This is a genomic window from Rhodoferax sp. GW822-FHT02A01, from assembly GCF_038784515.1.
Lineage (GTDB): Bacteria > Pseudomonadota > Gammaproteobacteria > Burkholderiales > Burkholderiaceae_C > Allorhodoferax.
Genome location: NZ_CP152376.1, coordinates 3,142,294 through 3,168,388 on the forward strand (window position 1 = coordinate 3,142,294; position 26,095 = coordinate 3,168,388).

Annotated in this window: 25 protein-coding genes; 13 read left to right on the forward strand and 12 right to left on the reverse strand. The window is 51.7% G+C overall.

All coding sequences use genetic code 11. The features are described 5' to 3' along the window. The first annotated feature begins 122 nt into the window (after window positions 1-122). The 6 genes from AAGF34_RS14695 (at window position 123) to AAGF34_RS14720 (ending at window position 7,597) form a co-directional block, all read left to right on the forward strand. Window positions 123-1,061, forward strand: coding sequence for a replication protein RepA (locus AAGF34_RS14695; protein WP_342616470.1), 939 nt, complete (start codon window positions 123-125; stop codon window positions 1,059-1,061). Between the two features lie 1,130 nt (window positions 1,062-2,191). Continuing rightward, window positions 2,192-2,389 carry a hypothetical protein gene (locus AAGF34_RS14700; RefSeq protein WP_342616471.1) on the forward strand — a complete coding sequence of 66 codons (198 nt, stop codon included), beginning with the start codon at window positions 2,192-2,194 and terminating at the stop codon, window positions 2,387-2,389. A gap of 844 nt (window positions 2,390-3,233) precedes the next feature. Beyond that, a complete protein-coding gene (locus tag AAGF34_RS14705) occupies window positions 3,234-3,548 on the forward strand; it encodes a GFA family protein (protein WP_342616472.1) in 315 nt (104 codons plus the stop codon). A gap of 157 nt (window positions 3,549-3,705) precedes the next feature. Then, entirely contained in the window at window positions 3,706-4,050 is a 345-nt protein-coding gene (locus AAGF34_RS14710; RefSeq protein WP_342616473.1) for a hypothetical protein, read from the forward strand. Between the two features lie 1,162 nt (window positions 4,051-5,212). Next, complete coding sequence (locus AAGF34_RS14715) at window positions 5,213-5,518, forward strand: hypothetical protein (RefSeq protein WP_342616474.1); 306 nt, start codon at window positions 5,213-5,215, stop codon at window positions 5,516-5,518. Window positions 5,519-5,617: 99 nt separating this feature from the next. Then, window positions 5,618-7,597: an AAA family ATPase gene (locus AAGF34_RS14720; RefSeq protein ID WP_342616475.1), complete on the forward strand. Its 1,980-nt coding sequence runs from the start codon at window positions 5,618-5,620 to the stop codon at window positions 7,595-7,597. A 1,706-nt stretch (window positions 7,598-9,303) separates the two neighbouring features. Here the strand turns inward: AAGF34_RS14720 and virB5 are convergent. From virB5 to AAGF34_RS14760, 8 genes are all read right to left on the reverse strand, one after another. Beyond that, window positions 9,304-10,011, reverse strand: a complete 708-nt coding sequence (gene virB5, locus AAGF34_RS14725; protein WP_342616476.1) for a P-type DNA transfer protein VirB5 — start codon at window positions 10,009-10,011, stop codon at window positions 9,304-9,306. Further along, the gene (locus AAGF34_RS14730; protein WP_342616477.1) at window positions 10,008-10,199 is read right to left on the reverse strand and encodes an antitoxin VbhA family protein; all 192 of its coding nucleotides are present in this window, start codon (window positions 10,197-10,199) and stop codon (window positions 10,008-10,010) included. The genes virB5 and AAGF34_RS14730 overlap by 4 nt, the downstream gene beginning before the upstream one ends. After that, complete coding sequence (locus AAGF34_RS14735) at window positions 10,196-11,281, reverse strand: type IV secretion system protein (protein ID WP_342616478.1); 1,086 nt, start codon at window positions 11,279-11,281, stop codon at window positions 10,196-10,198. Before AAGF34_RS14735 ends, AAGF34_RS14730 begins: the two co-directional genes overlap by 4 nt. Then, complete coding sequence (locus AAGF34_RS14740) at window positions 11,278-11,475, reverse strand: hypothetical protein (protein WP_342616479.1); 198 nt, start codon at window positions 11,473-11,475, stop codon at window positions 11,278-11,280. The genes AAGF34_RS14735 and AAGF34_RS14740 overlap by 4 nt, the downstream gene beginning before the upstream one ends. After that, window positions 11,475-11,813 (reverse strand): hypothetical protein, encoded by a 339-nt coding sequence (locus AAGF34_RS14745; RefSeq protein ID WP_342616480.1) that lies wholly within the window; start codon window positions 11,811-11,813, stop codon window positions 11,475-11,477. The genes AAGF34_RS14740 and AAGF34_RS14745 overlap by 1 nt, the downstream gene beginning before the upstream one ends. A 210-nt stretch (window positions 11,814-12,023) precedes the next feature. After that, window positions 12,024-12,434, reverse strand: coding sequence for a hypothetical protein (locus tag AAGF34_RS14750; protein WP_342616481.1), 411 nt, complete (start codon window positions 12,432-12,434; stop codon window positions 12,024-12,026). A 32-nt stretch (window positions 12,435-12,466) separates the two neighbouring features. Beyond that, window positions 12,467-13,162 (reverse strand): StbB family protein, encoded by a 696-nt coding sequence (gene stbB, locus AAGF34_RS14755; protein ID WP_342616482.1) that lies wholly within the window; start codon window positions 13,160-13,162, stop codon window positions 12,467-12,469. A 2-nt stretch (window positions 13,163-13,164) separates the two neighbouring features. Then, a complete protein-coding gene (locus AAGF34_RS14760) occupies window positions 13,165-13,698 on the reverse strand; it encodes a hypothetical protein (RefSeq protein WP_342616483.1) in 534 nt (177 codons plus the stop codon). Window positions 13,699-14,130: 432 nt separating this feature from the next. On the opposite strand from AAGF34_RS14760, the gene mobC reads away from it, so the two are divergent. Together mobC and AAGF34_RS14770 are read left to right on the forward strand one after the other, a co-directional pair. Further along, window positions 14,131-14,472, forward strand: coding sequence for a plasmid mobilization relaxosome protein MobC (mobC, locus tag AAGF34_RS14765; RefSeq protein WP_342616484.1), 342 nt, complete (start codon window positions 14,131-14,133; stop codon window positions 14,470-14,472). Continuing rightward, complete coding sequence (locus AAGF34_RS14770; protein WP_342616485.1) at window positions 14,462-17,020, forward strand: LPD7 domain-containing protein; 2,559 nt, start codon at window positions 14,462-14,464, stop codon at window positions 17,018-17,020. Before mobC ends, AAGF34_RS14770 begins: the two co-directional genes overlap by 11 nt. Before the next feature lie 345 nt (window positions 17,021-17,365). On the opposite strand, the gene AAGF34_RS14775 is transcribed toward AAGF34_RS14770, so the two are convergent. From AAGF34_RS14775 to AAGF34_RS14785, 3 genes are all read right to left on the reverse strand, one after another. Next, window positions 17,366-17,503: a hypothetical protein gene (locus AAGF34_RS14775; RefSeq protein WP_342616486.1), complete on the reverse strand. Its 138-nt coding sequence runs from the start codon at window positions 17,501-17,503 to the stop codon at window positions 17,366-17,368. A gap of 53 nt (window positions 17,504-17,556) precedes the next feature. Continuing rightward, a complete protein-coding gene (locus tag AAGF34_RS14780; RefSeq protein WP_342616487.1) occupies window positions 17,557-18,153 on the reverse strand; it encodes a hypothetical protein in 597 nt (198 codons plus the stop codon). A 67-nt stretch (window positions 18,154-18,220) separates the two neighbouring features. Further along, complete coding sequence (locus AAGF34_RS14785) at window positions 18,221-19,714, reverse strand: PIN domain-containing protein (protein ID WP_342616488.1); 1,494 nt, start codon at window positions 19,712-19,714, stop codon at window positions 18,221-18,223. A gap of 583 nt (window positions 19,715-20,297) precedes the next feature. Between AAGF34_RS14785 and AAGF34_RS14790 the strand changes: the two genes are divergently transcribed. The 4 genes from AAGF34_RS14790 to AAGF34_RS14805 all read left to right on the forward strand — a co-directional run bounded on the left by AAGF34_RS14790 (window position 20,298) and on the right by AAGF34_RS14805 (window position 23,485). Further along, complete coding sequence (locus AAGF34_RS14790; protein ID WP_342616489.1) at window positions 20,298-20,552, forward strand: hypothetical protein; 255 nt, start codon at window positions 20,298-20,300, stop codon at window positions 20,550-20,552. Window positions 20,553-20,620: 68 nt separating this feature from the next. Continuing rightward, window positions 20,621-21,451 carry a DNA adenine methylase gene (locus AAGF34_RS14795; RefSeq protein ID WP_342616490.1) on the forward strand — a complete coding sequence of 277 codons (831 nt, stop codon included), beginning with the start codon at window positions 20,621-20,623 and terminating at the stop codon, window positions 21,449-21,451. Beyond that, a complete protein-coding gene (locus AAGF34_RS14800) occupies window positions 21,448-22,551 on the forward strand; it encodes a ParB N-terminal domain-containing protein (protein ID WP_342616491.1) in 1,104 nt (367 codons plus the stop codon). The genes AAGF34_RS14795 and AAGF34_RS14800 overlap by 4 nt, the downstream gene beginning before the upstream one ends. A 1-nt stretch (window position 22,552) precedes the next feature. Further along, a complete protein-coding gene (locus AAGF34_RS14805; protein ID WP_342616492.1) occupies window positions 22,553-23,485 on the forward strand; it encodes a hypothetical protein in 933 nt (310 codons plus the stop codon). 509 nt (window positions 23,486-23,994) lie between these two features. On the opposite strand, the gene AAGF34_RS14810 is transcribed toward AAGF34_RS14805, so the two are convergent. Beyond that, complete coding sequence (locus tag AAGF34_RS14810; protein ID WP_342616493.1) at window positions 23,995-24,912, reverse strand: LysR family transcriptional regulator; 918 nt, start codon at window positions 24,910-24,912, stop codon at window positions 23,995-23,997. 98 nt (window positions 24,913-25,010) lie between these two features. Between AAGF34_RS14810 and AAGF34_RS14815 the strand changes: the two genes are divergently transcribed. Continuing rightward, entirely contained in the window at window positions 25,011-26,078 is a 1,068-nt protein-coding gene (locus AAGF34_RS14815; protein ID WP_342616494.1) for a tartrate dehydrogenase, read from the forward strand. Window positions 26,079-26,095: the final 17 nt, after the last annotated feature.

Consider the following 26,095-nt stretch of genomic DNA (forward strand, 5'->3'; position numbering starts at 1 on the left):
CCTGTAAGTGTGTGCCAGGCGCAAGCAGATCGACGTCTTTGGCCAATCGTCCGAATTGGGAAACGGCGGTTCATTAACGTCGAGCTTGTTCGTAAGCAGGCACTGGAAGCAGAGTTCAAAAAATGACCTACGGCACTTCGGTGTCAATGGAGTCAGAAATCGTGCAAGGGGAGGCGACACAAGCAACCCTACGTGAACGTAAGCTGATGGATGCAAGCCAACAGATCGCAGGTCAAAGGCCAAACGGCGATGACTTGGCATTTATGCACACGATCATGTGCCAAGTTGGCCTACCTCGATCAAAAGTAGATGGATTGCAGTTCGAGCGCAAATCCGGCAACTCCGCCTTGCTGGTTGAAGCCGGAAAGCTTTGGGATGGAAAGCAATTTATTCAACAGCCAATTCCTTATGGCACTATGCCGCGATTAATGATGGCGTGGATGAATACCTATGCAGTACGGCACAAGACGCCAGAGATTCCGGTCGGCGACAGTGCAAGCGACTTTCTGCGAATGCTTGGCAAACAGACTAACGGTGGCCAGCGTGGAACATTTACGACCTTCCGCAAGCAGGTGCAAGCCTTTTCAGCCTGTCGCATGACCCTCGGTTTTAATGCGGACGGCAAGGCGCACACGTATGACGGGAAGCCAATAAAGCACTTTGAAGCATGGCCTCACAACACGGGAGAACAGCGCTCGTTATGGCCGGCATCCGTGTCATTCTCGGAAGAGTATTTCAAGACACTTATTGAACACGCTGTACCTTTAGACATCCGTGCATTGCACGCCCTTAAGGGATCAGCACTTGCACTTGACGTCTATGCCTGGCTCTCTGAGCGTTTACACCGCATTAGCAGAAAGTCGCTTGTACTCCATTGGGTCAGCCTACGTGATCAGTTTGCCCAAGAATACCAAGGGAAAAATGCGGACAAAGATTTCAAGACAGCGTTTTTGATAGCGTTGCGTGCAGTGATGGCGGTTTACCCACAGGCCAAGGTGAAGCAAGTAACCGGAGGTCTATTGCTGCTGCCATCACCACCACCAATTCCATATCAGCTTTGAAGCGTTGGATTAGGCACTACGCCGAATTACCCCCCCTTCACATCACCGCGCCAACATGGCGCGGTTTTTGTTTACGGGGACAAGCCTGTGAGTTGCATTAGTTATCCACGCCGAATCGCCCCCCTCCATTACGCCGAATCACCCCCCCCTAGACTTGTATTCTTGCGCCGAATCCCCCCCCAATTCACGCCGAATTACCCCCTCCCTAAACCTATAAGGTTGCCTTTAAGGTATTCCTATAACTCTTACCTATAGCAAGAGCGCCCATTTTTGGGGATAACTTGCAGCGCAATTGCGGGAACACAGCCAGGCACCGTTTAACCGGGGTGCAGGACAAGCCTGCGCGGGCCTCCTAGGCCCTTTTAATCGCATTTGTTTGTCAGTTCCGATGCCAACCAGCCTCAACACACGTAGCTTTGCAGTACGAATGCGCTGAAGAACTACCGCAAACCCAAGGTTTGTGCACGATCGTTAACAAACCATGCGCCGAAGAACTACCGCGAGGGCAGCAGGCATTGCCTGTCCGCGCATGCAACCTTGCCACGGCGCTTGCCATTCAACCAGCGCTTCCATTGCCGAGCCAGAAGGCGGCACCGGCAGACATACTGCACGGATTACTGACGCGGATACTGCGTGGGCCTGGCCAGCCCACCCGGGCCCGGCCGCGCTAATCAAAAACCACCGCTACGCGGTCTATCGCTGGCCTGGCGCAGCCAGGCCGACTCAGATCTGTGTGCATTCTGCGCAAGAGCGTGCTCGCCGCACGGCGTTATTGCTTCGAGCTGGGTGGTTGTCTTGTTTTTTTTACCCTAGTTCGTCATCATTTCGGTGAACCTTAGCAGGTACAGCCAGTGACCGCCGTTCACTGGATCGCGGCTTGCGCCGCTGGGATGGCTTCAAGGGCCTTTCGCGGCATAAAGCCGTTCGTGTCGCTGCGCCCACTCTCTATTTATTCCACGCTGCCCTTGCTCCCTAGCTTGATGTACCTGCTGCCGGATCACCGGACGACGAACTAAGGAAAAACGGCGACAGGCTCCAAGAGCCTCCAGTCTCAGCAAAACAAAACGAAGGACTCGGAATCTTGGAATCCGGTCAACCTGGTATCAACTGCAACTTTTAGGAGAGAAAACATGGATGTATTTTTAACAATCTGTGGTGTGCGTGCCGTATTTGCTTCTCGGGTTGGGGCCGCATTGATGCTGGTCTTTTTTGGAGGACTTTTGGTGCTGTCGTTTATGTCCAATGGGTTCCGCTTGGACTTGGTCAAAGGTATCGCACTTGCTGCCTGCTTTTGCGCAGTTCGGACCCTCAGGTCTCGCAAGGAGTGATGCCAATGGCTTTGGCGACCTCCAAGCCCTCAAGATTGAGGTGGACCGCCTTGAGAATATTGCGCGCACGGGATGGCGCGGCCACAGCACTGGTCCCCAGTGAGAGGCCGGCAGGCCGGCCCCGTTAGCGGGGCGATTGGGGGCAGGCTGCCCTGATTGCTAGCCTAAGATCGGTATCCAGAAAGGCGAAAGCCCAGCAGAGCCGGGCTTCGCGGGTCCCTCAAGGGTAAAACACACAATGGCCTCGAAGGGCAACGGGGCAATTATTGCGCAGAATGGGTAAGCGTCAGCTCTGAATGTTGTTGTCCAGGAACGGGCAAAGTTCGGTATAGCAGGCTTTGCACGGGAAAACAAGGGAAAAGGCAGCAAGCCAGTAACGTAGCCGGTTCGGGCGCGGAACCCTACCTGCGAACGCACACCGAAGCCAATTGCATATTCCAGTCAAACCCGGTCACCATTCCAGTGGAAAGTTGGCCAGTCATTCCAATCCAAAACCGCCACCTGTTCCAACGCCATGTTGGACACGGGCTCGGCGGGACAAAACCTGTTTCCCAGGAAGAAGTCGGCAATAATTGAAGATCAGCTTCGGAGAGTTTTGAAATTCAATACTGCCACGACAGCAGACGTCTACCTCTTTTAGGAGTCCGCACAATTGGTCAGACTCAAACGTTCTATTTGGAATGGTTCAAATAGACATGTAAAGAAACTTCTATCTATCGGAGAGTGTATGAAAAAGAGCCGACACAGCATGCGTGGAGCGTGTCACTGTGGGACAGTGCAATTTCATGTGCAGCTCACGGATGGGTTGAACACAGCAAGACGGTGTAACTGCTCGTATTGCCGCATGCGTGGCGCAATTGCAGTTTCCGCTGAGCTGAAGGATATCGAAATACTGGAGGGCGAAGAGGCGCTGACTCTGTATCAATTCAATACCATGGAAGCAAAACATTATTTTTGCTCGAAGTGCGGAATCTACACGCATCATCAGCGCCGCTCTAACCCAACGCAATATGGAATCAATGTTGCGTGCCTAGAGGGCGTTAGCCCATTTGATTTTAACGAGGTGCAAGTAAATGAGGGACGAACACATCCCAAAGATTCTGCCACTGGCAGTGGCCCAAGTATTGCGGGTTATCTACGTTTTTTTCCGAACGAGTAACTTCAAGGCAAGTGGTTTGTGTCTGCAATTACATATGTTAGACCGCCCGCTTCCGGCCCGTGTCAGAGTTCGGCTTGGCCGCGATTACGGACATTCGTATCAGCTGACTGAGCGAAGGCTGAATTTTTATGAAACGTACTAACCCAGAGTTCAAGGAATGCAGATGATGCACACTTGGGTGGTCATCGCAGTCGTGAATTTGTGCTGTGGAATTCCATTCGGATTGATGCTTCGTTCCAATGCGGAAAGTCTTAAAGATGGACCTGAGCGCAACCTTTTTGGTGTGGATACAGTGATTGGATTTATTGCATCACTTGGCGTGAAGGTTATGACGGGTGTTCTTTTGGGTATTGTCCCAAGTGCCGTAATTCTGTTCCTGCTTGGTTTACCACCTCGTACGACTGACGATGAGAGGTTCTGGATTCTTTCGTTGATGGTAGCAATGGCAATCGGAAAAGGAATTCGGTGGTATCGCTGGTCCCGACGTCAGGATTTCAGGTAAGCCGAAAGCTGACATCCCGTGCTATTTCCCCAAACTGCGCTTCTTGAATAATGAATAGACCACTGCAGATGTCCAATGGCCAATACCCATTCGCTTGGAAACTTCTTCTTGTGTTTCTATCAGTTGGACTTACTGCAGCCTTGATTCCATTTTTTCTGAGTGGACCAACACCACCAACACTTGGCCCAGTTGGTAGCGCTGTGCTTGCGGAAATAAGAGCGGCATATAAATCCGCAGGAGGTTCGGTTGAGTCTCTGACTTGTTCGGGAAGCAAGGGCGCCCTCCTGATTTCCTGTGGTGGAGGCCCGGCCAATCTTGACCGACTCAGCAGCGCGTTTAAAAGTGCTGGTTGGCAGCCACGCTTTGATTCCACCTTGGCTCGAATGACAATGGAACGTGGTCAATATGTTCTGGCCCTAGAGGCTTCTGACCGCACAACTTCTGTTTCAGTCCGCGAGCGGGAGGAGAAATAATGCGTTTTCCAACATGGGCAGTGGCGGTATTGCCGCGATTGCAGTCATTGAACGGGCTCCCCCAATTAGCGGATAGACGAGGCCAGATTGAACCGTCAATATTGACTGCAGCTGACGGCGGGGATTATCGGAATCTTCATATCATCATAAATTTCTGGGAATACTACTCAGTCAACTCCCATGTCAAACCGTTTTTTTAGACTTCATACAGCTGGAATGATTGCCCTTGCGTTCCTAGCGCTTGGTAGCTGCGGACGCTAACCGGAATCATCGTTTGCGCTTGCGAGCGAATCAAGACTCCCAAAGTGGTTCAATCTTTCACCCAACCTAGAGCGCACGAATGTCACAGTGACGATGGACTACCAGATAAACTCTTCTGGCAGAACTGCCACATTTACTATGCGAGATGGAAGTGGAGCAGTTGTCTCAAAGGTGACGGGTAATCTAACAGGGTCTATACCGCTCCAGCGAAAAGCAAAGTTGTCCGGTCACCCAGAAGGTTATCCGGAATATGAAATTGTCACTGTCGGTGGAATCACCGAAATTATTGAGCATCGAAAGTTGGAGCCAGTCTTCTATGTCACAGACGATGCGGCAGTTATGGCAGAACTTTCAAGTCCTCGCTAAGGCAGAAATGCCGCGCAAGCGGTCACTGGAGTCACAGGCTCAATTGAAATTCAAAAAAAAGCATGGGACACAAACTTTCACCACACGACAATGAGCTATATCAGCGCGTCGATGAGGTTCTTCACTTCATTTGGGACCCGATTGGGGTTGCTGGTATACCGGCAGCACGGGGCGAATACAACAGCTATTTACCGCTTGTCTTCCAAATGCTGAAAAGTGGATTGAAGGCAAGTCAAGTCGCATCAGCACTGAATGACTTTGTTACTGGCAACATGAATCTGGCGGAAGATATTGAGCGCTCCAAGGAAGTTGCGAAGATATTGACGGACTGGAGGGATGCTTTGACGAAAAAGTATGATGCTCGCTAAGCCGCGAAAGCAGTCACCCGTCGCGCTCAAGTGCTCGACTCTTCAGCGGCATACTTCAGCCAGTAGTCCAATCTGCGTTAGCACACTTGAAGGCATTTTATGAAAATAAAAAAGATCGCGGTAACGAACGTGCGCAGCTTTCTTGAACGCCAAGAATTACTGCTCGACGGCGACATTTCGATAATCATCGGCCCCAATGGCGGAGGCAAGACCAACTTACTTGACACCGTAGTGATCTCACTGAGAAAAAGCCTTTTCGCATCGACATATCCGGTGCAGATGCAAGGCTCAGCCGATCAGGAACTTCAGTATGAGTTTAGGGCGAACGACCAACTCAACCAGTTGGTACTTGACAAGCATTCCGGCGCCCTTGATTCCACACAACTTGTTGAAATCGAGATTGAGGTGACTCAACCTGACATCGATAACATGAAGGCGATGCAGAAGGATGCTGAAGCACTTATTAAGATTGCTTCTAGGCGCTATAGAAATCTTAATTTGCAAGAGGCGTTGAGTTGGAACTTGGAATCTTTACCTATCGGCACTTTGGTAAGGTACCAGCTCCAGAACAATGCAATCACGCACGACAACTCGCACCACGCGACATTCTTTCTGCAGTACCTAAGAATGTATGAAATGGATAAGCGAGTCCGCGAGGATTTTAACTATGACCAGTTATCGCTGCCAGTATTGTATCTTCCCGTTACTCGGGCCGCCTCCGGCTTTCAATCGAACATCGGCCTTTCTGGCTACAACGAATTCGAAACAAAAAGATCGCTCGATGCTACAAGTTCCAGGTCCGGCGGAAATTATGTGCAGTTGGCGATCGGCCGGCTAGCCAAAAAGTACCGCCTTTTGCTCGAAGAAGATAAAGGTAAGGCGCAAACCGAATTCGCAAGCGACGCGAACATGCAACAACTGACCGAAATTCTCAAGGGACTCGGCTATGAGTGGAAGTTGGAGACGATCAATCCAATGACCAATGAGTACAGCATTCGACTCAGCAAACAGGGGACTTCATTCCTAGTGAATGCGGCCTCCTCCGGTGAGCGCGAACTACTCACGTACCTATTTGTTATTTTCGGCCTCAATGTTCGCGACGCATTGGTAGTCGTTGATGAGCCGGAACTTCACTTGCATCCTAAATGGCAGAGAACCTTGCTTTCCATTTTTGTCAAGCTCTCTAAGGCTACTGGAAACCAATTTCTTATTGCTACTCATTCGCCCACCTTTATATCACCCCAGTCAATCCAGTATGTATCAAGAGTATCCTCTGTAAAACAAAAGAGTCAGATTCGTCGACTTAATAGTGGCACTCTGCCGGACGCAAAACACCTCTTGAACATTATCAACAGTCAAAACAACGAGCGGCTTTTCTTTGCGGACGCCGTAGTGCTGGTTGAAGGCATCTCCGACAGGCTTGTATTCCAACGTATGCTGGAGGTTCGTTCTGTGGGGAGAGCGGCAAAGCCAGTAATTGAGGTTGTGGAGGTCGGAGGAAAGGGCTTCTTCGGAGCCTATAGAAAGTTGCTTGACGCCTGCAAAATTCCATTCTCCATAATCGCAGATCGAGACTATATAGAGCAGATTGGCACTGAAAAGCTGAAGATCCTCTTTAGGCTAAATTCAAAAGAAATCAAGGAAGATGTTTTGGAGAATATCAAAAGCATTGATGCGTCGACACTCGTCAGCGCAGTCGATGCAGCTCTCGCCAGTGGCAACTGGGATAGTTCGCGCGATATATGGGGATATATTAAATCCAAACGGCGAAAGCTCCGGGATGATTTAAGCCCTGCTGAGAAGAAGGAACTTGACGCCTTTATTGATGAGGTCGCGGCTACCGGGACTTACCTGCTGCGACAGGGCGCGATAGAGGCGTACCTACCGATTGGGCATAAAAGCAAGGACTTAGAAAAAGTAATTAATCTCTGCGCAGAAGACGATTTTTTCAACGCATTGCCCGCAGAGCATCGCGGCGAACTAGAGGTGATTTGTGATTCAATTTGGATGGCACACAGCCCCAACGTTGCCGCCTCTCAGGTTGCCACAGTTGAACCGGATGAAGCTGCACCCGCGTAATGCGCTGGTTACTCGATTTCCGCTTTGCGGCGGGACCTGTTGATCGATCGCGCCGGTCCCGGAAGGCCGCTTTCTATCTTCGAATCCGAACGCTCGAATGTCACTGGTGGGTCGGTTGTGTGAATTGGATGATGAACAACGACCGTCCGCAACCAGCCCACCACTGCCCAACGTCAGGTTGATGGCCGGCAATTCCAGTGAAATCACCCGGATGGGGGATGTTCACCGTTGCCCATGGCTGTCAAGATTGCCGGGCGGATTCAACCGGTCGATTCAGCCAACTTGTTGCATCGACCGGTTGAATCCGCCGGCGCTGCCCATCAATTGAAATTGGGCCTAAAGCGATCGGGCCCGCGCTAATTCAAATCCGGGACGTCGTATCCACCGGTAGCTTCCAAGGGGTAGAAATTGGCGCTTATGAATGTCCGCCGCCGATAGCGGCTGGATAAGCTGAGCCAGCACGGTGGTCAGCTCGGCCAATGACGGTTAATTGCCACCGGCGCATGCAACAAATATGCGCCGAAGAACTACCGCAGGGGCAGCACGCATTGCCTGTCCGCGCTTGCGCCTGCCCATTCAACCTTCCCCTTGCCGACGCAAATACCGCGTGGGCCTGGCCAGACCATCCGGGCCCGGCCGCGCCAATCAAAAACCACCGCTGCGCGGTCTATCGCTGGCCTGGTGCTGTCCGGCCGACTCGGATCTGTGCGCATTCCGCGCAAGAGCGTGCTCGCCGCACGGCGTTATTGCTTCGAGCTGGGTGCCCGTCTTGTTTTCTTACCTTAGTTCGCCATCATTACGGTGAACCTTAGCAGGTACAGCCAGTGACCGCCGTCCCCTAGATCGCGGCTTGCGCCGCTGGGATGGCTTCAAGGGCCTTTCGCGGCATAAAGCCCTCAAGATTGAGGTGGACCGTCTTGAGAAAATTGCGCGCCCGGATGGGAGAGGAAACGCTGACTTGCAACTTGGCTAGGCCTAGTCGATCGGCTGATTGCTAGTCTATCCGTTCCATCTAAGACATCGTTCCTGCATGTTCCGATCTGACAGCGAATCCTATTGAACCGCGCTCAGTCGAGCAACGCTCGATAGTGGACAAGGGCCGTAGCGTTGCTTTTGACAATTCGTATCGCTGGATACCAACGGAAAACGAACCCTCGCGTCGATGCAGATGGCGCTGGAGCAGCGGGATCGTTGCAATGGCTATTGGCTCTAGGTGAGAGTTGTAGGTTTAATCAAAAATGAGTAAGCTTCGTACATGGTTACCATGACTCACAAGCACACTGCAGAACAAACTACCGACCGACTCACGTCGGTGGAGGCGCGTGCTCGTCGTAGTCGACTAACCGAATCCTTTGCCCGCGGTGCCCAAACATTGGAAGAGGCAACCGCTAGCGCTCTCGCCATGACTGCGGCGATGGAGCGCAAGGGCTTGTTATTGCGCGCCCCGTCCTCTCGGTGAGCACACCGCAAATCGCGGTCCACTTTTGTCCTAAGATCGTTCAAAAAATTGGTGCTGGTGCAACGGTGGATTGGGCTTTCGCGTTACGTGACTGGCATCATAAGGGCGATCCGTACCGCAGCAGTGCACGCCTGACGCTCGATATGCCGCGATCGTTCAGATGGCACTCGCGCAGGGCGCGAAACCAGGCGGGAAGCGCCGTCTATTGATGACCAGATGGACCAGGTCACGCAGGGCGTGGCCATTCCTAGTATTTTGGTGAAACCCAGGCGGTACCAGAGTTCTTCTTATATGTGTAGTCCTTCATATCCTGTTCGCGCTTCTGTTGGGCGATCAGTTTGTCCTCAGCATCGGCCATCATTTTGAACATGGTCAGCTTGGTCTGCTCATTCTGGATCGTGGCTTGCTCCGCTTGCATCCGCACTTGCAGATCTTGGATCTGCTTTGTGTCGGTCGCGTTATCGATTTGGCCCATGAGGGCCTGGATATTGTCGAGACGCAACTGCGCCGCAGCATAGGCATCATTCGCAAATGCCTTGTCCTGCGCACTCTTGTTTAGATCGCGATTGCAACGGGCTATTGCGTCAGCAGAGCCGATGAGGCATTGGTAGACGGCATTCGCGTCCCTGATGGCCTTGGCTGATCCAGTAAGGCCGGCATAGCCGCCTGATTGAATCGCGCTATAGACCTGTTGCCAGTTGGCGGGCAGTGTGTTTTTTAGAGCCGGATTGTTCAACAACTGGCCAATGCCTCTGGTTCCATTCATGGAGCTAAAGAGCTGCTGCTGCTGCGTGAGCTGGTCCTTCATCCCTTGGATCTGCTGACCCCAGGACGCGACTTGCTGGATCTGCTGTGCCAGGCTGGCAGCATCCGTTACCGGAATTTGGGCATGCGCCTGATCAAAGGTAGCCGCGAAGAAGAATCCGATTGCGATGATGCGAGTGAGCTTGATCATGATGGATCCCCCTTTCTAACTTGGGTGGCAAAGTTATTGGCGTGTCGCAGAAGGTCATCCAGACTGGCCGTACCTTCGATGTACTTGGCTTGGATCTCCAGGTCTTGAGCATCTGGTTTTAGCCCTTCCAGAGCTTGATTTGCGTTGGCCTGGCGTACATGCTCGGCCCGTTCGGTCATTGTCGTCATTTACGTTTCCTATCCATTGCATTCATAGTTGCCCGCCTGTAGGCGGGAACACTTGAGGATCCAGCGCTGCCACTGGAAATATCGCCGCCGTTGCTGCGGCCACCGCCGGCAGTGGACTGGTTTTCAATATCACCGCCACTGGAACCGCGACTGGATGAATCCCCATTTCGACTGTTACTGCCGCCTCCAATCAGCTTCTGTGCTGCACCAAGTGCCATTTGCCCCAGTCCTCCGCTCGATATAGATGCTCCACCACCTAGACCAGATGCAATGTGTGGGACTTGAGTCATGACGCCAATCAATACGCCGTAAAGAGTAACCAGGCTGAAGGCATCTGCGAGTGCATTGGATTCACCGGAATTGAATGAATCCATCGTGTGCACCAGGTAAGAATCACAAATCGAAATTGCCAATCCAATCATGGCCGCGTACAGACCCACCAAAAGCGCGTAATTCACAACCTTGCCCAACCAGGCTTCAAAGAATTTGGCCGTTACAGGAAATGCGAGAGCTGCAATAAACAGCGGCCCTATGCCAAGAACAAATGCCATCGCGACCTTAGTGATCAGCACAAATACGCCACTAACAATCAAAATTGCAACGTTCGCCGCGAATACGATCACCCCTGCAAGTAGATCCAAATATCCTCCCATTGGGAGTTTGGTCATGCCTGCACCGATGATGGCGAAGGCTAATTGCGATCCTTTTTCGCTAAAGTCATCGAGAATCTGCATGAAGCCGCCGTTTCCAACGGCCGATGTGGCACCGGAAGCGCTCGACATGATCGCCACAATCCCATCTTGAAATCCATAAACAGCAGTGATGATTTCGCTTTGATAGATGCCGCCACCCAGCGCGATGGCCATAATCATGGAAAATTTCAGCGTCTTTTGAAGGAATACTGAAACTGGATCATTGACTTGATTCCACATGACACTGTAGCCATAGAGGATGACCCAAAGTGTGATTCCAGATGCCATTAGTGGCACTAACGCAATAGACATCTTGGCGGAGACGGTGTTCACATACGTCGCAAGAAAACTATCAATGGATGCGCCTATGCCAACGAATATGCTGTTCATGGTTTCGCATCCTTGCCGTTCTTTGGAGCACCGAGATTGGGTGGAATCCAAGTGCTGCCGGCGCTCTTCCTGTTGGAGTAGTCCTTGATGTCTTGTTGGTGCTTTTGTTCAGCGATTTTTTCCTCTTCGCTTTTGCAGCCACCGAATGCAATTGTGATCATGGCAATGCTCAGGAGTGTGAGTAGGGATTTCATTACTTCACCTTTCCTTCCGATTTGGAAATCTTCTGGCGGTACTTGGTCCACATGGCAAGCATCGCGGTCCAGCCACACACGATCCCAATGGTTGGCAACGTGTATTCCTGTGGGCCATTTGGCTCAATGGACCAAAAAAATAAATGAGATGCAAACACAACGCACGCAAACGAATCGAAGAAAAATCGAATGAATGTGTAAGAAGCCGACAAGAGGTATGCATTCCAACGCTGCTCCTTTAACGCGTCTACGTAGGGAGTAACCAGGCTACTCAAACAAATAACTTGAATGGTCAGCAAAGCCAAGTGAAATAGCAAGATGATGGATTGATCAGCCATAGAAATAGCTCGCAATTGAAAACTGAAAATAGATCACTATGCACGAAGAAGCGAACTTGATAAGAAGCGCACCGTGGCAGGCCGGTGTTTGTTGGCCTCAAAAATCCAGCTTGAAAAAAATAGGCTTCTGGAGCCCAGACCGTCGCACACGTCTAGGTGGGACTGAGTTTCACAGTAGCCAATTGCGATTGGAAAGTCAACCATGATGATCTATTTGAGAAGTAAAAATGCGACTAAAACAAATAGAGAACTGAACATGCTGGCGCCAAAACAAAGTGCCACTGTTCGCCAGGCACCTGCTTGCAGCAGTGCAATGACTTCCCCCGGAATATCAGCCATTGCTCTCATGACAGTTTCATCAATTTCGTGCTTTGCCGCAGCTGCGGCATCAGCCCTGGCTTTTGCGGCTTCGGTGCGGATCTGAGTTATGGCATCGCGAACAATCAGCATGGTCTGGTTTTTCAAAGTACCTTCGTACATTGAGCCTGCTTTGACCAGCATCCCCACACTTTGAGTAAGCCGGCTATCGACATCATCAAGGAAGCCTGGCATGGCTTCATTGAGTGCTGCCAATTGATCATGCAATTTTCCAATGTCGCCTAGCATTTCGGCGACAAGCATATCTAGAGCAGTGTTCCCGACCATATCGGAACCTACTTAAGCAAGGCTTTGAAAACCGTATCCAACTCTTCCGTGACGCCCGCAGCAAGGCGCTTAACGCCTATCAGGCGACTGATGCGGAGCTTTTCGTCTGAGTCGGTTGCAGCTTTCAGCTGCTCCTTCAAATCGGTCGAGTCATTCAAAATGTCTGAAATACCTTGCTCAGTACCTTTGAGCTTTCCATAAATTTCATTAACATGAATCACTGCATTCGGCTTCAGCGTGAAGCTACGTGCGCTTGCGTGATATTCGAAGAGACCAGAGAAGATACGTTCAGGCGTCTCGTTCAATTCGACCATGTTGAACACCAGAAGAATTTTCTTTGCCGGGATACCAATTTCGGTGAGTGCGTGAATGGTCGAAATTGTGTCGCGCTGCTGCTTGGCTTTTGACACCGTTGGGATCACGTAGTAATCGAAGTCTTCATGGCTTCCACGGTACTGCTTCATCAAATTAATGAAATCCTCTACGTTGGAGGCGCCAATGTCCACTACTGCATCGCCCATCAATGCAAGTGCTTCCAACAATTCACCGAATTGTTTGCCACGTATTGCTTCGTCTTGAGAGCCGTCGGAATTTATGCTTTCGACGGCGATCAATTGCGCGTTCTTTAGGCGAGGGGCGAGTAGGTGACGGGCTACGGTGGATTTCCCAACATTGCCGGAGAAATTGATTACTGCAAGTTTCATATTCAGGTGTCCTTTTTTATGCGCTTTAAAAGTGGATTTGCCGGAGCATCGGGGATGAAATGATTCCCAAGACGTTCCCGCTTTTGCTTTTCATCTAGGTCAGCGAAGTCGTCTGATAACAGGCGGGTCCTCTCTTGGGAGGCAGAAAAGCCGATGGGCGTGACAGGGAGATTGAGCAGAGAGGGTTGATTGACTCCTTTGTTGGTGCTAAGGCCTTCGGCTGGAAAAGCTGGCGTATCGGTAGTTTTCTCGCGCTTTGTTCTGTGCCGCTCACGGATCCGGTAAAGCATCATTTCGAACGTCTTAAGCGTCAGGGCAAAGCCTTGGTTATTGAGGGTTTCAACAATCCTGGCGTTTCTGACCCCCGCTCTTTGTGCATCCTCAATCTGTGGCAAGACCTGTTGCAACTGAGCGGTCTTGGAGCGGCACTCCATCTCATGAGTTAGAGCAAGCAACGCGTCTTGAACTGATTTCTTATCCATATGTAGTGAATGGCGATAGCGACTGAGTGTTTTCTGAGAGGACTTGTTGTGCATTCCATCTTCCAGTTGCCTCCATTTGCAATATTGTAATAGAATTCTGTATAACAGGTACAGAAAAAGTGGATATGCAATTGTTGTGCGGATGTGGTGAAAGTGTTGTGTGCTTCGCTGAAGAAGATGCTTTTCAGGAGCCCATAGGCACGTCCGCTATGTGTGCCTCGCTACGCGAGTCCCTCATAGCCGTGCCCAAAGGAGTGTCTCCTTTGGAAACCTGCAAGGCCGTCCCTCTAACGAGGTCCGCATGCCTGCGCCGGTGGCCACGATTTGCGCACACCAGGTGCTTAGATCGACCCAGTGCGGCCGGCGGGGAATGCGCGCAGGGCGTGCAATGGGCGGCTTCACGCCGCACCCTGGCAGACCAATTGCCTTTTCCCGCCGCAGGGCGACGGGCGTGAAAGCGGCTGCACAGTGATTGATCGCGTGAAAATGAGCCAGCCCAGGGCAGGGCGCTTTCCCATCCGGCTTGCTGATGAAGAACGCGCCGAATTCCAGCGCAAGGCCACTGAGGCTGGTAGCCCATCCCTTGCGGCGTACCTGCGCGAATGCATCCTGCGCTCCCAGGTGGTCGCCAGACCCAAGCCAAGTGCCGACCGCAAGCGGATGCTGTTCTTGATGAACAAGGCCAGCAACAACATCAACCAGCTGGCGCACCAGGTCAATGCCGCTCACCGCTCAGGTGTGATCAGTGAGGAAACCTATTTGCGGGTTCTGTTCAATCTGGATGCGCTCACCACCTATATCAAAAGGACCGTTGGCCATGTTGATTAGGGTGCGTGGCGGCAGTTCCGGTATCAAGGAATACCTTGAGCGTGGAATCAAGAGCGGACGCGAGTTTTCACGCGATCAGCTCGATGAGCGCGTGATGCTTGCTGGTGACTTGCCGCTGACCGACACCATCATCAATGACATACAGCGCGAGGGCGAACGCTATCTGCATATCACCTTGGCGTTTAAAGAAGACGTGATCAGCAGGGAAACCCTGCAGGCGATCACGGATGAATTTCGTGCATTCGCCATGTCAGCCTACGAGTCCGATGAATACGGCTTCTATGCTGAAGCGCATTTACCCAAGATCAAGAGTTACACCAACAAGCGCACAGGCGAAGACATAGAACGCAAGCCACACATTCACATCGTCATACCCAAAGTCAATCTATTGACGCAGACGATGCTGGATCCGTTGTATCGGCCCGTGATGGACAAGGCTACTGGGCGGCTGCTGGTGCCGGAATCTCAACTGCAATGGTTGGAAGCCTTCCAGGAACACACCAATGCGAAATACGGGCTGGCCAGCCCTAAAGAGCATCGGCGCATTGAATTCACGGACGAGAGCGCCATCATCGCCCGCTACAAGGGCGATATGTTCAACGGCGAACGCGCTGAACTGAAAAGCCGAATCTTGTACGGCGTGCTGGAGCGCAATGTCACCAGCTTTGACCAGTTCGCCTTGCTGGTGGCCGAGCATGGTCAGGCGCGTATGCGCCGTGCGGGCCAGCCTGGCGAATACCTGAACGTCAAACCCGAAGACGCCACCAAAGGGGTGAATCTCAAGGAATGGGTGTTCTCCCGCGAGTTCATCGAACTGCCCACCGCCGGGAAGCGCCAACGCCTCGCCATAGAGGCCCGCCGCGTATACGTAGAAGCTGGCAAAGCCAGGCCCACGGATCAGGAATTGCGAGGCCGTCTGCAGCACTGGCACGCAGTGCGCTCCCGTGAATTGAAGTATCTGAACGCCGGCAGTAAGAAGCTGTATGCGGCCTACAAGCACGCAGATCCCGAACTGCGCCTCGCCATCCTGGCCGAGCGTGAAGCACTGTTTTACCAACCTCACCGAAAGGACGAAACCCATGGGCAAGAACAAGGAAGAAGAAACGGACGTGGTAAGTCCCACACTGCGGGACTTACCCGAGAACCGCCACCCCGTGCAAGGCACGGCCTGCGAGACCTGTCCGAACTCGATATGGTTCAGTTCGACAGCGGATCTGAGTTGCTATTGCCGGGTGATGTACATCGTCAGCTGGAACAGCAAGAAGCCGACGGTGATCCAGGCCTGCGACGGAATGTTCATCGAATAGGGCGTACGGATAACGTTGTTGGCCAACTCAACCGGGATGCACTGGAAAAGACTGCACGCCAGGAGGCTGAACGCGACGAATTCGCGCTGATCAAAACCGAGCTGAACGCCAAGCAGCTACTGTCGACACTCAGTCACACCCACGGTGTGACGCCTGAAAAATACAAGGTAGAGCAGGGCGCAGATGGCCGCGACCGTATCAAAGCCGGCTCTCGACGTTTGAATGTGTCGGACTTCCTGACAAAGGAGCTGCACCTACCCTGGAATGAAGCGGCGCAGATCCTGCGCACGACACATGCACAGCAACGCGCTCAGGACTTGGAGCCGCAAACCCGCCGCACCCCGCGACGTGAATTGTGGGATGCGTATCGCAATGCGCAACCCCAACGTAACCGGCAGAAGGCCCAGGATTGGGATGCGCAGCGGAAAACGGAGTTGGTACGGCGCGCCCAGATTCGCAAGACTTACCAGGCCGTACGCAGCGCCATTTACAACGACCGCACACGCAACCTCGCAGAACGCAAAGCGGCATTTTCGATTGCCCACATGGAGCGGGTCAACCAGGACATGACTTTGCGGGATGTCGTGGCTATGGAGCGTCAGCAGCTCAGGGACAAATATGCCCAGGCACCCCAAGAGCGCTATCGCACCTATTTACTGGAACTGTCCAGTGCCGGCGATGAGGGCGCTTTAACTGAGTTGCGCCGACAGCGGGCGACGATCCCGATTCTTGGCGATGAGAACGGCATCGAGCGTGGCGTGAAGGTAAAGCGCGTCGAAGCAGTCGCGCCCTTCTTGCGCAACCTGGTCTACACGGTCGACCCAAGTGGCAACGTCACCTATTACGCCGACCAGGCCAAGCAGAGGGCGCTCGTGACGGACACAGGCCCGCGTGTAAATGTCGAATCGGCCGACGACCGCAAGGCGGTTGAAATGGGCTTGCGCCTGGCGCTGCAGAAGTTCGGTTCCAAGGTCCACATCACCGGTACCGAAGAATTCAAGCGCGAAATCATTGATGTGGCATTCAAAAATGGCATGCATGTGGAGTTCACCAGCAAAGCCATGAATGACGAATTGCAACGCAAGCGAATCGAGCGTGATGAGCTGAACGCTCGTGGAAAGGAGTTTATCGATCGAGAGAGAACAAAGTCTTCGAAAGTTGAGCAACCACCGGTAATCAAGAAGCTGCCGCCAGAGCATGACAGGGAGAGAGCACGAAATCTACCCGATATCGAACGTTGAAACACAAACCCAGTCCGATAGCACTTTAAAAAGGAGTCCCATCATGAAGTGTCAAAAAATGAGCCCCCAGATTGACAAACCAAGCTGCCTAAATTTCAAGGAGCTAGAGGAGCTTTGCGACGATCCAAAGCGCAATGAAACCAGACAGGAAGTCTATGCCTGCCTCACGCCTACCAGAGCGAGTTTCGCACTAACAGCACGCGATGGCGATCGAATTTACAAAATTGTTGATGAGCGCGGGCGTCAGATCAGATTCAGGTCTCTTGATCGAGCGATGGAGAGGCTTTCGGATGTTCCATATCTGTATTTGGAACCAGTAATCCATTGAAACAGTTTGAGCGGCCGTCACTCCGAAGTAACGGGGTGATTTTTATCGTGGCAGTCCTTGTGCTTCTCGCACTGGGACTGCGGCCACAGGGAGGCCCAGGCTCCAATGCCAACTACGATCAGGCCCATAACGATGACAGTCAAGGTAGTGCTCATGTCAAGCTTCTTTCATTTACTGAAAAGTCCAAGATTGCGCGTGGAAAATTTCCCTATTTGTAGCAAGCATGCTGGACCATTTGACCGTTGTGGAAGAAGAACTGGTCATACCGTTTAGTAAGGCCGTTTGCTTCGGCTACAGCAAGCGCTTCGTAGAATTTTGATTTGGCAGTCGTGAATTTTCTTTGCGCTTCGGCATCATCACATGGAATTGATGCATTCAAACTCATCCCAAGGTCTGAGAATTCATGCATCAATTTCTGCAGTTGCTCTTCTGCGGTCTTCATTCGCTGCGACGTACTTACCGCTTCTTGGGCTTGCCTTAGATGATTGAAATCTGCCTCATATGTCGCGGATCGCTTCTGCAAATTTGCCGATTGTTCTTTGCTCTGACTATCCAATTGCTGAACTATAAATTCACGCTTCTCGATTTCATAGAGACGCTCTTTTAAAGCGATTGAAATATCTGCTCTGTATTTCTCATAGGTAACTCTTTCGCTTGCCAATTGCATTTGGTCAGCGGCGAGCTTTTCCTTTTGGACAAGCAACTCCTTTGCGAAATAGGCCATACCCCCCCCAAAAATAAGTAAGACGAGTAATGTATTTGATGCATACCGTTTTAGGAGTAGAAGTGCTGTTTTTAAATCCATGATGAATCTTGAAGATAGTTGCTATTTGCGTTTCATTTTCATGAGATAACAGGTGAGCATTCCCAATCTAGTCTTCTAGACTAGCTAGGATTTTCTCTGCGAATGCAAGACTGGATGTCTCTGTTACTGTCAGACGTAAAGGAAAACTCAAGACTTCGGGAGTAGTCAGGTTGGCAGCGTGTGCTGTTACCCTCAAAAGGCCAGCATGGGTTCCCGATGTCCGTGGACAATGAATGGACATCTCGAAGTTTTCAGGCTCGTGTGCATGACGCCACTGACTGCAGATGAATGAGACAATTTTGCTGGGCATTCCTGCTTGCCCTTCCTTGAAGTAGAACCCGTTTGGGTCCCGTGAAGCAGGCCGGGTGAACAGTTGCGGAACGTGCATTCCGTTCAGAGACATATGTTCTGTCAACCGCTGATAGCGAGCTAAAGCCCCAAGGGTGGATGCGTACTGATCTATGCGTTTCCAAGTTCCTTTGGGTGCTACAGGCGGACGCGGAAAATACGGCTGGTCGCTGTCAGTAGTCGCAGCGTCATCGCTCGCGTCTTTATTCTTGGCCGGAACCAGATAAAAAGTTCCTTCAGGTTCAAATACGACTAGCGCATCGTCTGCTGGGCGAGAGCCCACATTGCTAATTCGGAAAGTCAGAGTCGGCCAAGTATGGCTAGAGTTGAGCGTCTCATGTAGTTTTAGCAACACCTCGTGGCATGTCTCTTTCCATTCAGCATATGCATTCTTGTACTGCTCAATTTGTTCGGATGTGGCTGGTTCAAAAACCTCCTTGGTGGCCCCAAATAGCCTAGGCAAATACATGGTGGAAGCCATACCTTGATCGATCGATCGTTCTTGTCGTTCAATAGAGCCAAAGTAGGTTTCTAAGGGATATCGTGTGGTAAGTTTGTGTACCAGCTCTCGAACCTCACCATCGGTGAGATGGTTGTAGACAGAAATGTTGGCTATCACTGGACCATCGTGTGAAGCCTTGATTTCGAAGATGGGTTCTGCGCTCTTGTACTTGGCGATTTCAGTCTTAAGTGCTTTCTCACGCTTTTCCGCATCATCAGTCTCGGACTGCAGAAGCCAGTCAGGTGGAACGACGTGATATGCAAGACCGACTGCCTTGGCGCTGGCCATCGGACCGGTGTCGTTTGTTAGCAGCTTCACGTCCTGTGTTGGCTTTGTTTTCTGAAAAGCCAATGCGGTTCCGACCAATTGATCGTCTCGCTCTTCGTAATTCAAATCCTCTGCCACCGACTCGTCGCGGCGTAAGTCATGGCGCAAGTAAAGATGAATTGCAGGTGAGGAATGTAGTCCGATACCTTCATCATCTGCATCGAGAAGTCTTCGAATCAGAGTGGATGCTGCTCTGGCCTTCGACGCTTGCCGTCCATTCCCTTTACCTTTGAAGGCATCGATTTCTGCCTGTACTGGTCTGGTGAGGATAAGCTGTATGTTGTCCCACTCGGCGAAGGATGACCAGTCAACCTGTTCGAGCGGCTTGCACTGAAGGAAGATGTTGGTATCGGGGAATAGGTACAGAGTTTTTGCAAGATTCATGGCGTGTATGAGACGTCGGTTGCCATAACTTCCCCTTCTTTGAAAGCTGCCGCTTCTAGGCAGATCGCAGCAATATACTGGTATTTTGTACAGATGTTGGTTTGTAACATGGATACCATGGTGATTCCAGTCAGTATCTGAGAAGACTTAGGTGAGAGCCTATTGAGGTTGTGTTGAGGTCGGCTTATTTCACTCATTCACCCCATTTCACGTGTTGCTGAAATATCACTTTTAATGAAAATGATAGGCGTTTTCACTAAATGTGATATTTCAGCGAATCATGAAAATCCGTCCTATGGAGTATCTACGGAGTGGAAAGGGCACCCAGGATTCGAAAACGTCTGGAGCTTGGGCACTTATTTGAGTCCATTTCTTGTGATTAGAAACTCCACTGCCCAGCCTGGTGCAATGAGATTTGTGAGCTTTTCTAGGTCTGTCCTTTTATTGCCATTAACGATTTTTGGGAGTAAGAATGCGTACTTCGAATGCTCTTAGCATACGGACAAACCAGAGAGGCCATGCACAGTCTTGGTGGGGAAGTTTTCTGTTCCTGGCATGGTAGAAGATGTGGTATCGTGTTAACGTGAAATCTTCCACATCATCTTTACCGCAAAAGCAGCGCTCGACATCGGTCGGGATGCTTGTAGGTACTCGTTTTCAGCCGGATTTGTTGAGCGCTATAGATGAGTGGCGCAAACAACAACCCGACATCCCTACCCGCCCTGAGGCGGTAAGACGGTTGGTTGATGCAGGGCTTCGGCAAGCGGGGAAAAGTGCAGCAAATGTCGCTAAAAATGAGCTATTGGCGATCTCTGACCTTAGTGGTGATCAGTTATGACAAGGTCGTTAAGTCCTCTTCGATATCCTGGTGGGAAAGCTAGTCTGACGCCGTTTTTAACGGATGTCTTGGATCTCAACGCTCTTCGAGGTGCCGAGTATTTCGAACCGTATGCGGGTGGTGCTGGTGCTGCGCTCAGTTTGCTGGTGGATAACGTTGTTAGCCACATCTCCATCAATGATGCGGACTGGCGCATCTATTCTTTTTGGAAGACCGTTCTGGATGAATCCGCGTGGTTTGTAGAGAAAATCATGTCAGCACGCCTTGATCTGAATGAATGGCGTGCACACAGGGAGGTTTGTCTCAATCCATCTGGTCACTCGATGCGGGACGTTGGTTTTTCCGCGTTCTATATGAATCGCTGCAATCGGTCAGGTGTCCTGAACGGAGGTCCGATTGGTGGTTACGAGCAGAAGGGCGAATGGCGACTTGATGTTCGTTTCATGAAGCCTGCTCTGTCTGAGCGGGTTCTTGAATTGGCAAAAGTCAAAGATTGCGTTTCTGTTTCTAATGATGATGCTGTCGATTTTCTAAAGTCGAAATTGCCTAAGGGTATTGGCCGAAAGCGTGCTTTTGTTTATCTTGATCCGCCATATGTAGTTAAGGGGCAGCGTTTGTATATGAATGCATATGAGCCAAATGATCATGGCAAGATTGCGCGCTATGTCGGGTCCCAAAAAATCCTTCCTTGGGTGATGTCGTATGACGATGCCGAGTTGGTTCGAGATCTCTACAAGCAACAGCAAATTGGACTATTGCCAATTAACTATTCTCTTCAAGAAAAGCGTTCAGCGAATGAGCTGGTGATTGCGCCGCATCATGTTCGCTTGCCTAGGACTCTTAGGATTGGAGCTCGGAAATTCGTTCTCACGGAAGTTAATTCGAGGATTGTGGCGTGACTCAACAATTGAATGTGTTACAGGTTAGTGTGAGTGATCTGCATTTTGATCATGAGAATCCTCGCCTGGCTGAGTATGGAATTACAAGCGCTACGCCGGAGGATGAGGTCCTACAGATTCTTTGGGACGCAATGGATGTACGAGAGTTGGTGCAGTCTATTGCCGCTAGTGGTTTTTTCCCTCAAGAAGCGTTAATCGTTGCGGAAGAGGATGGTCGCAAGATCGTTATTGAAGGCAACCGGCGTCTTGCCGCCGTTAAAGTGCTTCTAGCCGGTGATCGAGACGGTGAGCGTGGTTGGGCTATTCCTGAATTGACTGCAGAGGCTAAAGCTGCGCTCCAAACCTTGCCGGTAATAATGTCCAATCGTGAAGAAGCCTGGCGGTTTCTCGGTTTCAAGCACGTGAATGGTCCGGCCAAATGGAGTAGCTACGCGAAGGCTGCTTACATTTCCACGGTTCACAAAACATTTGGTATTCCGCTTGCGGATATCGCCAATCAAATTGGTGATCGGCACAACACGGTTCAGAGGCTCTATCGCGGCTTAATGGTCTTAGAGCAGGCGGAGCGAGAAGGCGTCTACAACCGTGAGAATGTATTCAGAAGTCGGTTGGCTTTTTCGCACCTTTATACAGGACTTGATTATGAAGGTATCGGTGGTTTCCTAAACATCGCACCGAAGGAAACGGAGACCGACGATCCTGTTCCCAAGGAAAAAGTTAAGGAACTTGGTGAGCTTTTGGTGTGGCTGTACGGCAATAAGGCTGAAGCTGTTCCTCCGGTGGTCGAGACACAGAACCCTGATCTCCGGCGTCTGAATGCTGTGGTGGCAAACAGAGAGGCTGTCGCTGCATTGCGTGCGGGTGAAGATTTATCTAAGTCCTTCGAAATTTCTCGGCCAGCGACCACAGTTTTCGAAGAGGCGCTTCTTGCTGCAAAGCGGGAACTCACTACTGCTCGGGCTGCGCTTTCTGGCGGTTATGACAACTCGATCGAGTTGTTGAAGATTGCTGGAACTATCGCCACTCTCGCGGATGATATGTATACCGAGATGGAGCGTAAGACACGCCCCCAGGAAAAGAAATCTCGGATAACTGAGTGAAATGTTTAAGCTACCGGCTTTGCCCTCTGCCCGGGCAGGTATTCATGAGCTTGCGGATTTTGCTGAGCTGTTGGCTTGGCAAAACAATTCTGTCTCTATACGGGAGATCCTTGGTTATTTGGGGCAACTTGGAGATAACGAATTCAATCAAGGTGCTGATGATGAAGACGACATCAACGCTGACTTTATAGACGAAGTGATGGTTGAAATTGGTAGACGTGGTGCAGCTTGTGTTGTTGGCTACCCATTTTCACTCGATCTGCAAGGCACTGTAGTACGTCATCAAGTTGGTGACAACTCTGAGCGTGCAGATGTCTATCGATATCTTCTCCTTAGCACTCGGCTGAATATGACGGCCAATAAGGTGCAGAATAATATCGATGGGACTCAGTTGCTGGAGGAGCTTGCTGCGAATGTTCTGCGCAATTATCTGGGGCCGCAGCGAGCCCAGTCTTTTGTCTTTGGAACGGCAGTTGCAGGAGGCTTTGAGAACAAGATCCGCAGGCTTTGTCAGGATATCGGTGAAGGAGGCATGTTTGAAAACATTGATCCAGGTCCGGTAGACGCAAACGATGACAAGTTGGATGCCGTTGCTTGGGTACCATTCACAGATGGTAGAGCGGGGAAGCTCGTAGTATTTTGCCAGTGTAAGACAGGGTCCAATTGGAAGGATCATGTGACCCAACTCCAGCCTGACGCATTTCTCAGACGTTGGACTTCAGCGCGTTCTTTTGTGCTTACTCCTGTTCGAGCATTTTGTGTTTCTGAGGCAACTCACCCCTCAAAGTGGAATGGCCTTGCAGGCTATGCAGGACTTCTTTTTGATCGCCTGAGAGTCGTAGACTTTCTTGATCAAGTTGAAGTTCCATTGATGGTTCGTGTGCGGCAGTGGAATGCGGCCGCCGCTGCATTCGCCCAGAATGCTATGAACTAAAGTAGTTTGGCTTGGCTTGGCAAGGCGATGACGATTGGTACGACAAACACGTGCCGATCGCTGACGGCCTCTATGACCGTTCTTGCGTCAACAAAGTGTCAACGGCATTGCGAACTAATGCACTGGTAATGCGATTTCTGACGGCTATATTGTGTTGGCATCACTGGCAATGCACATACATTGCGACCCAATGCGGTCGTGAAAAATGGACTCATAATCCTTTGGTCGAGTGTTCAAGTCACTCACGGCCTACCAATTAAACAAAGGAAAGCTTGCTATTTAAAAGGTAGCAAGCTTTTTCTTTTTTTGGTTTCATGTAGCCACTGTGTAGCCACAATTGTGGCATGCAGACGTTGGCGAGCATCGCCAGTGTGCCCACAGCGGGTCTTCCAGGGACGACACTGAAAATCTGCTAAGTGATTTCGCTGTCATCCACAGTCCTGCTTGGGCGTCGACTTCCTTGTAACTGAGTTCGCCGAGCTTCGCGGTAACGATGGATTCTCTGAGTCTTAAGCCTTGGCAGGTGATGTTGCCGCAAACGCGTCGACCACATGGTCGACGAAAGCTTTTACGCGCGCAGCGGTTTGCAGACGCTGGGGATAGACCGCGTAGATATCCGCAGGTGGTGTTTGCCATGTCTCTAGTACTTGGCGCAAACGACCGCTGTGCAGGTACTTGGTGATGTCCCATTCCGCCCGCATCAGCAGGCCGTGACCAGCAAGTGCCCAGTTCACCGCAATCTCACCGTCATTGGTGCTCAGGTTTCCCCGCACCTTGACGGTCTCCGTCTTCTGGCCAGCACTCAGGTGCCAGATGCCATAAGCCTCATCACCTTGGCGAATACCTATGCAATTGTGTTGGGCCAGTTCATGCGGAGCACGTGGCGTGCCATGAGCCTTGAGATAAGCAGGTGATGCGCAAATCAACCGTCGGTTCCCAGCAATACGGCGCGCTATCACCCTTGCGTCCGGTGGTTCGCCAAAGCGGATGCACACATCGAATGTGTCTTCGGTCAACGCGGGCGGATTGACTGTGAGTTGCAGTTGCACCTGCACATCCGAAAACTTCTTGGCAAAGCTGGAGATCAGCGGAGCAATGTGGGTGCGACCAAAGCCCAGCGTGGCATTGACGCGCAACAGGCCTTTGGGCTTGGCAATGGCGCTGCTGATCAGGCGCTCCATGTCCTCAATGTCGGCGAGGATGCGCCGGGCGTGCTCCAGGTACAGCTCGCCCTCGGCAGTGAGGCTGATACGGCGCGTGGTCCGGTTCAGCAGTTGCACACCCAGGCGCGCCTCCATTTGGCTCAGGCGCTTACTCGCCGCCGGTGTGGTGACATTCATTTCTCTGGCGGCCGCAGAGAAGCTGCCCATGCGTGCCAGAAGGCTGAAAAAGGCCATCTCCGAAGGAGCAGAGGAGGGGGTGGACATTGTTAAATCATAGTAAACAATGGAGTCACTTTAAGTTGAACCGTGGAATTCAGCAATAGGTACATTCCGTCCCCACCACAACCCATTTTGGAGACGTTATGAAGACATACAAGATTGCTTGTATCCCCGGCGACGGTATCGGCAAAGAGGTCGTTCCCGCTGGACAAACGGTGCTGGAGGCCCTCGCCGCGGCCAGCAGCACGTTCACCTTCGACTTCGAGAACTTTGGCTGGGGCGGTGACTGGTACCGCACCCACGGTGAAATGATGCCTGCCAACGGACTGGATGCGTTGCGCAACAAAGACGCCATTCTGTTTGGCTCCGCTGGTGACTCGGAGATTGCGGACCACATCACGCTCTGGGGTCTTCGCCTGAAGATCTGCCAAGGGTTCGATCAGTATGCCAATGTGCGCCCCACGCGCATCCTGCCTGGCATTGATGCGCCCTTGAAGCGTTGCAAGCCGGAGGACCTGAACTGGGTCATCGTGCGCGAAAACTCCGAAGGCGAATACTCTGGCGTGGGTGGTCGCGTGCACCAGGGGCACCCTATCGAGGCTGCTTGCGAAGTCACCATGATGACCCGTGTGGGCGTGGAGCGCGTGATCCGCTTTGCCTTCAAGCTGGCACAAAGCCGTCCCCGCAAGCAGCTCACCGTGGTGACCAAGAGCAATGCCCAGCGCCATGCCATGGTGATGTGGGACGAGATTGCTTTGGAAGTGTCCAAGGACTTCCCCGATGTGAAGTGGGACAAGGAACTCGTGGACGCCGCTACGGCCCGTATGGTGAACCGCCCCGCTACCCTGGACACCATAGTGGCCACCAACCTGCACGCAGACATCCTGAGTGACCTGGCCGCAGCACTGGCAGGCAGCCTGGGTATTGCACCGACCGGCAACATCGACCCCGAGCGCCGCTATCCCTCCATGTTTGAGCCTATCCATGGTTCAGCCTTTGACATCATGGGCAAGGGCTTGGCCAATCCGGTCGGAACCTTTTGGAGCTGCGTGATGCTGCTGGACCATCTGGGTGAAGTGGATGCTGCCAAGAAACTGATGGCAGTCATTGAGCAGGTCACTGCCGACGTCTCCCTGCACACAGGTGACCTGGGCGGCAAGGCCACTACCGCCCAGGTGACCGCCGCTGTCTGCGCCCGCATAGCTGCATAAGACCGCAATTGCATTTC

Excerpts from the sequence above, each read along its gene's own strand:
- AAGF34_RS14695 (WP_342616470.1), top strand. The coding sequence starts at position 123 with ATGACCTACGGCACTTCGGTGTCAATGGAGTCAGAAATCGTGCAAGGG.
- AAGF34_RS14700 (WP_342616471.1), top strand. The coding sequence starts at position 2,192 with ATGGATGTATTTTTAACAATCTGTGGTGTGCGTGCCGTATTTGCTTCT.
- AAGF34_RS14705 (WP_342616472.1), top strand. The coding sequence starts at position 3,234 with ATGCGTGGCGCAATTGCAGTTTCCGCTGAGCTGAAGGATATCGAAATA.
- AAGF34_RS14710 (WP_342616473.1), top strand. The coding sequence starts at position 3,706 with ATGCAGATGATGCACACTTGGGTGGTCATCGCAGTCGTGAATTTGTGC.
- AAGF34_RS14715 (WP_342616474.1), top strand. The coding sequence starts at position 5,213 with ATGGGACACAAACTTTCACCACACGACAATGAGCTATATCAGCGCGTC.
- AAGF34_RS14720 (WP_342616475.1), top strand. The coding sequence starts at position 5,618 with ATGAAAATAAAAAAGATCGCGGTAACGAACGTGCGCAGCTTTCTTGAA.
- virB5 (WP_342616476.1), bottom strand. The coding sequence starts at position 10,011 with ATGATCAAGCTCACTCGCATCATCGCAATCGGATTCTTCTTCGCGGCT.
- AAGF34_RS14730 (WP_342616477.1), bottom strand. The coding sequence starts at position 10,199 with ATGACGACAATGACCGAACGGGCCGAGCATGTACGCCAGGCCAACGCA.
- AAGF34_RS14735 (WP_342616478.1), bottom strand. The coding sequence starts at position 11,281 with ATGAACAGCATATTCGTTGGCATAGGCGCATCCATTGATAGTTTTCTT.
- AAGF34_RS14740 (WP_342616479.1), bottom strand. The coding sequence starts at position 11,475 with ATGAAATCCCTACTCACACTCCTGAGCATTGCCATGATCACAATTGCA.
- AAGF34_RS14745 (WP_342616480.1), bottom strand. The coding sequence starts at position 11,813 with ATGGCTGATCAATCCATCATCTTGCTATTTCACTTGGCTTTGCTGACC.
- AAGF34_RS14750 (WP_342616481.1), bottom strand. The coding sequence starts at position 12,434 with ATGCTTGTCGCCGAAATGCTAGGCGACATTGGAAAATTGCATGATCAA.
- stbB (WP_342616482.1), bottom strand. The coding sequence starts at position 13,162 with ATGAAACTTGCAGTAATCAATTTCTCCGGCAATGTTGGGAAATCCACC.
- AAGF34_RS14760 (WP_342616483.1), bottom strand. The coding sequence starts at position 13,698 with ATGCACAACAAGTCCTCTCAGAAAACACTCAGTCGCTATCGCCATTCA.
- mobC (WP_342616484.1), top strand. The coding sequence starts at position 14,131 with ATGAGCCAGCCCAGGGCAGGGCGCTTTCCCATCCGGCTTGCTGATGAA.
- AAGF34_RS14770 (WP_342616485.1), top strand. The coding sequence starts at position 14,462 with ATGTTGATTAGGGTGCGTGGCGGCAGTTCCGGTATCAAGGAATACCTT.
- AAGF34_RS14775 (WP_342616486.1), bottom strand. The coding sequence starts at position 17,503 with ATGAGCACTACCTTGACTGTCATCGTTATGGGCCTGATCGTAGTTGGC.
- AAGF34_RS14780 (WP_342616487.1), bottom strand. The coding sequence starts at position 18,153 with ATGGATTTAAAAACAGCACTTCTACTCCTAAAACGGTATGCATCAAAT.
- AAGF34_RS14785 (WP_342616488.1), bottom strand. The coding sequence starts at position 19,714 with ATGAATCTTGCAAAAACTCTGTACCTATTCCCCGATACCAACATCTTC.
- AAGF34_RS14805 (WP_342616492.1), top strand. The coding sequence starts at position 22,553 with ATGTTTAAGCTACCGGCTTTGCCCTCTGCCCGGGCAGGTATTCATGAG.
- AAGF34_RS14810 (WP_342616493.1), bottom strand. The coding sequence starts at position 24,912 with ATGTCCACCCCCTCCTCTGCTCCTTCGGAGATGGCCTTTTTCAGCCTT.
- AAGF34_RS14815 (WP_342616494.1), top strand. The coding sequence starts at position 25,011 with ATGAAGACATACAAGATTGCTTGTATCCCCGGCGACGGTATCGGCAAA.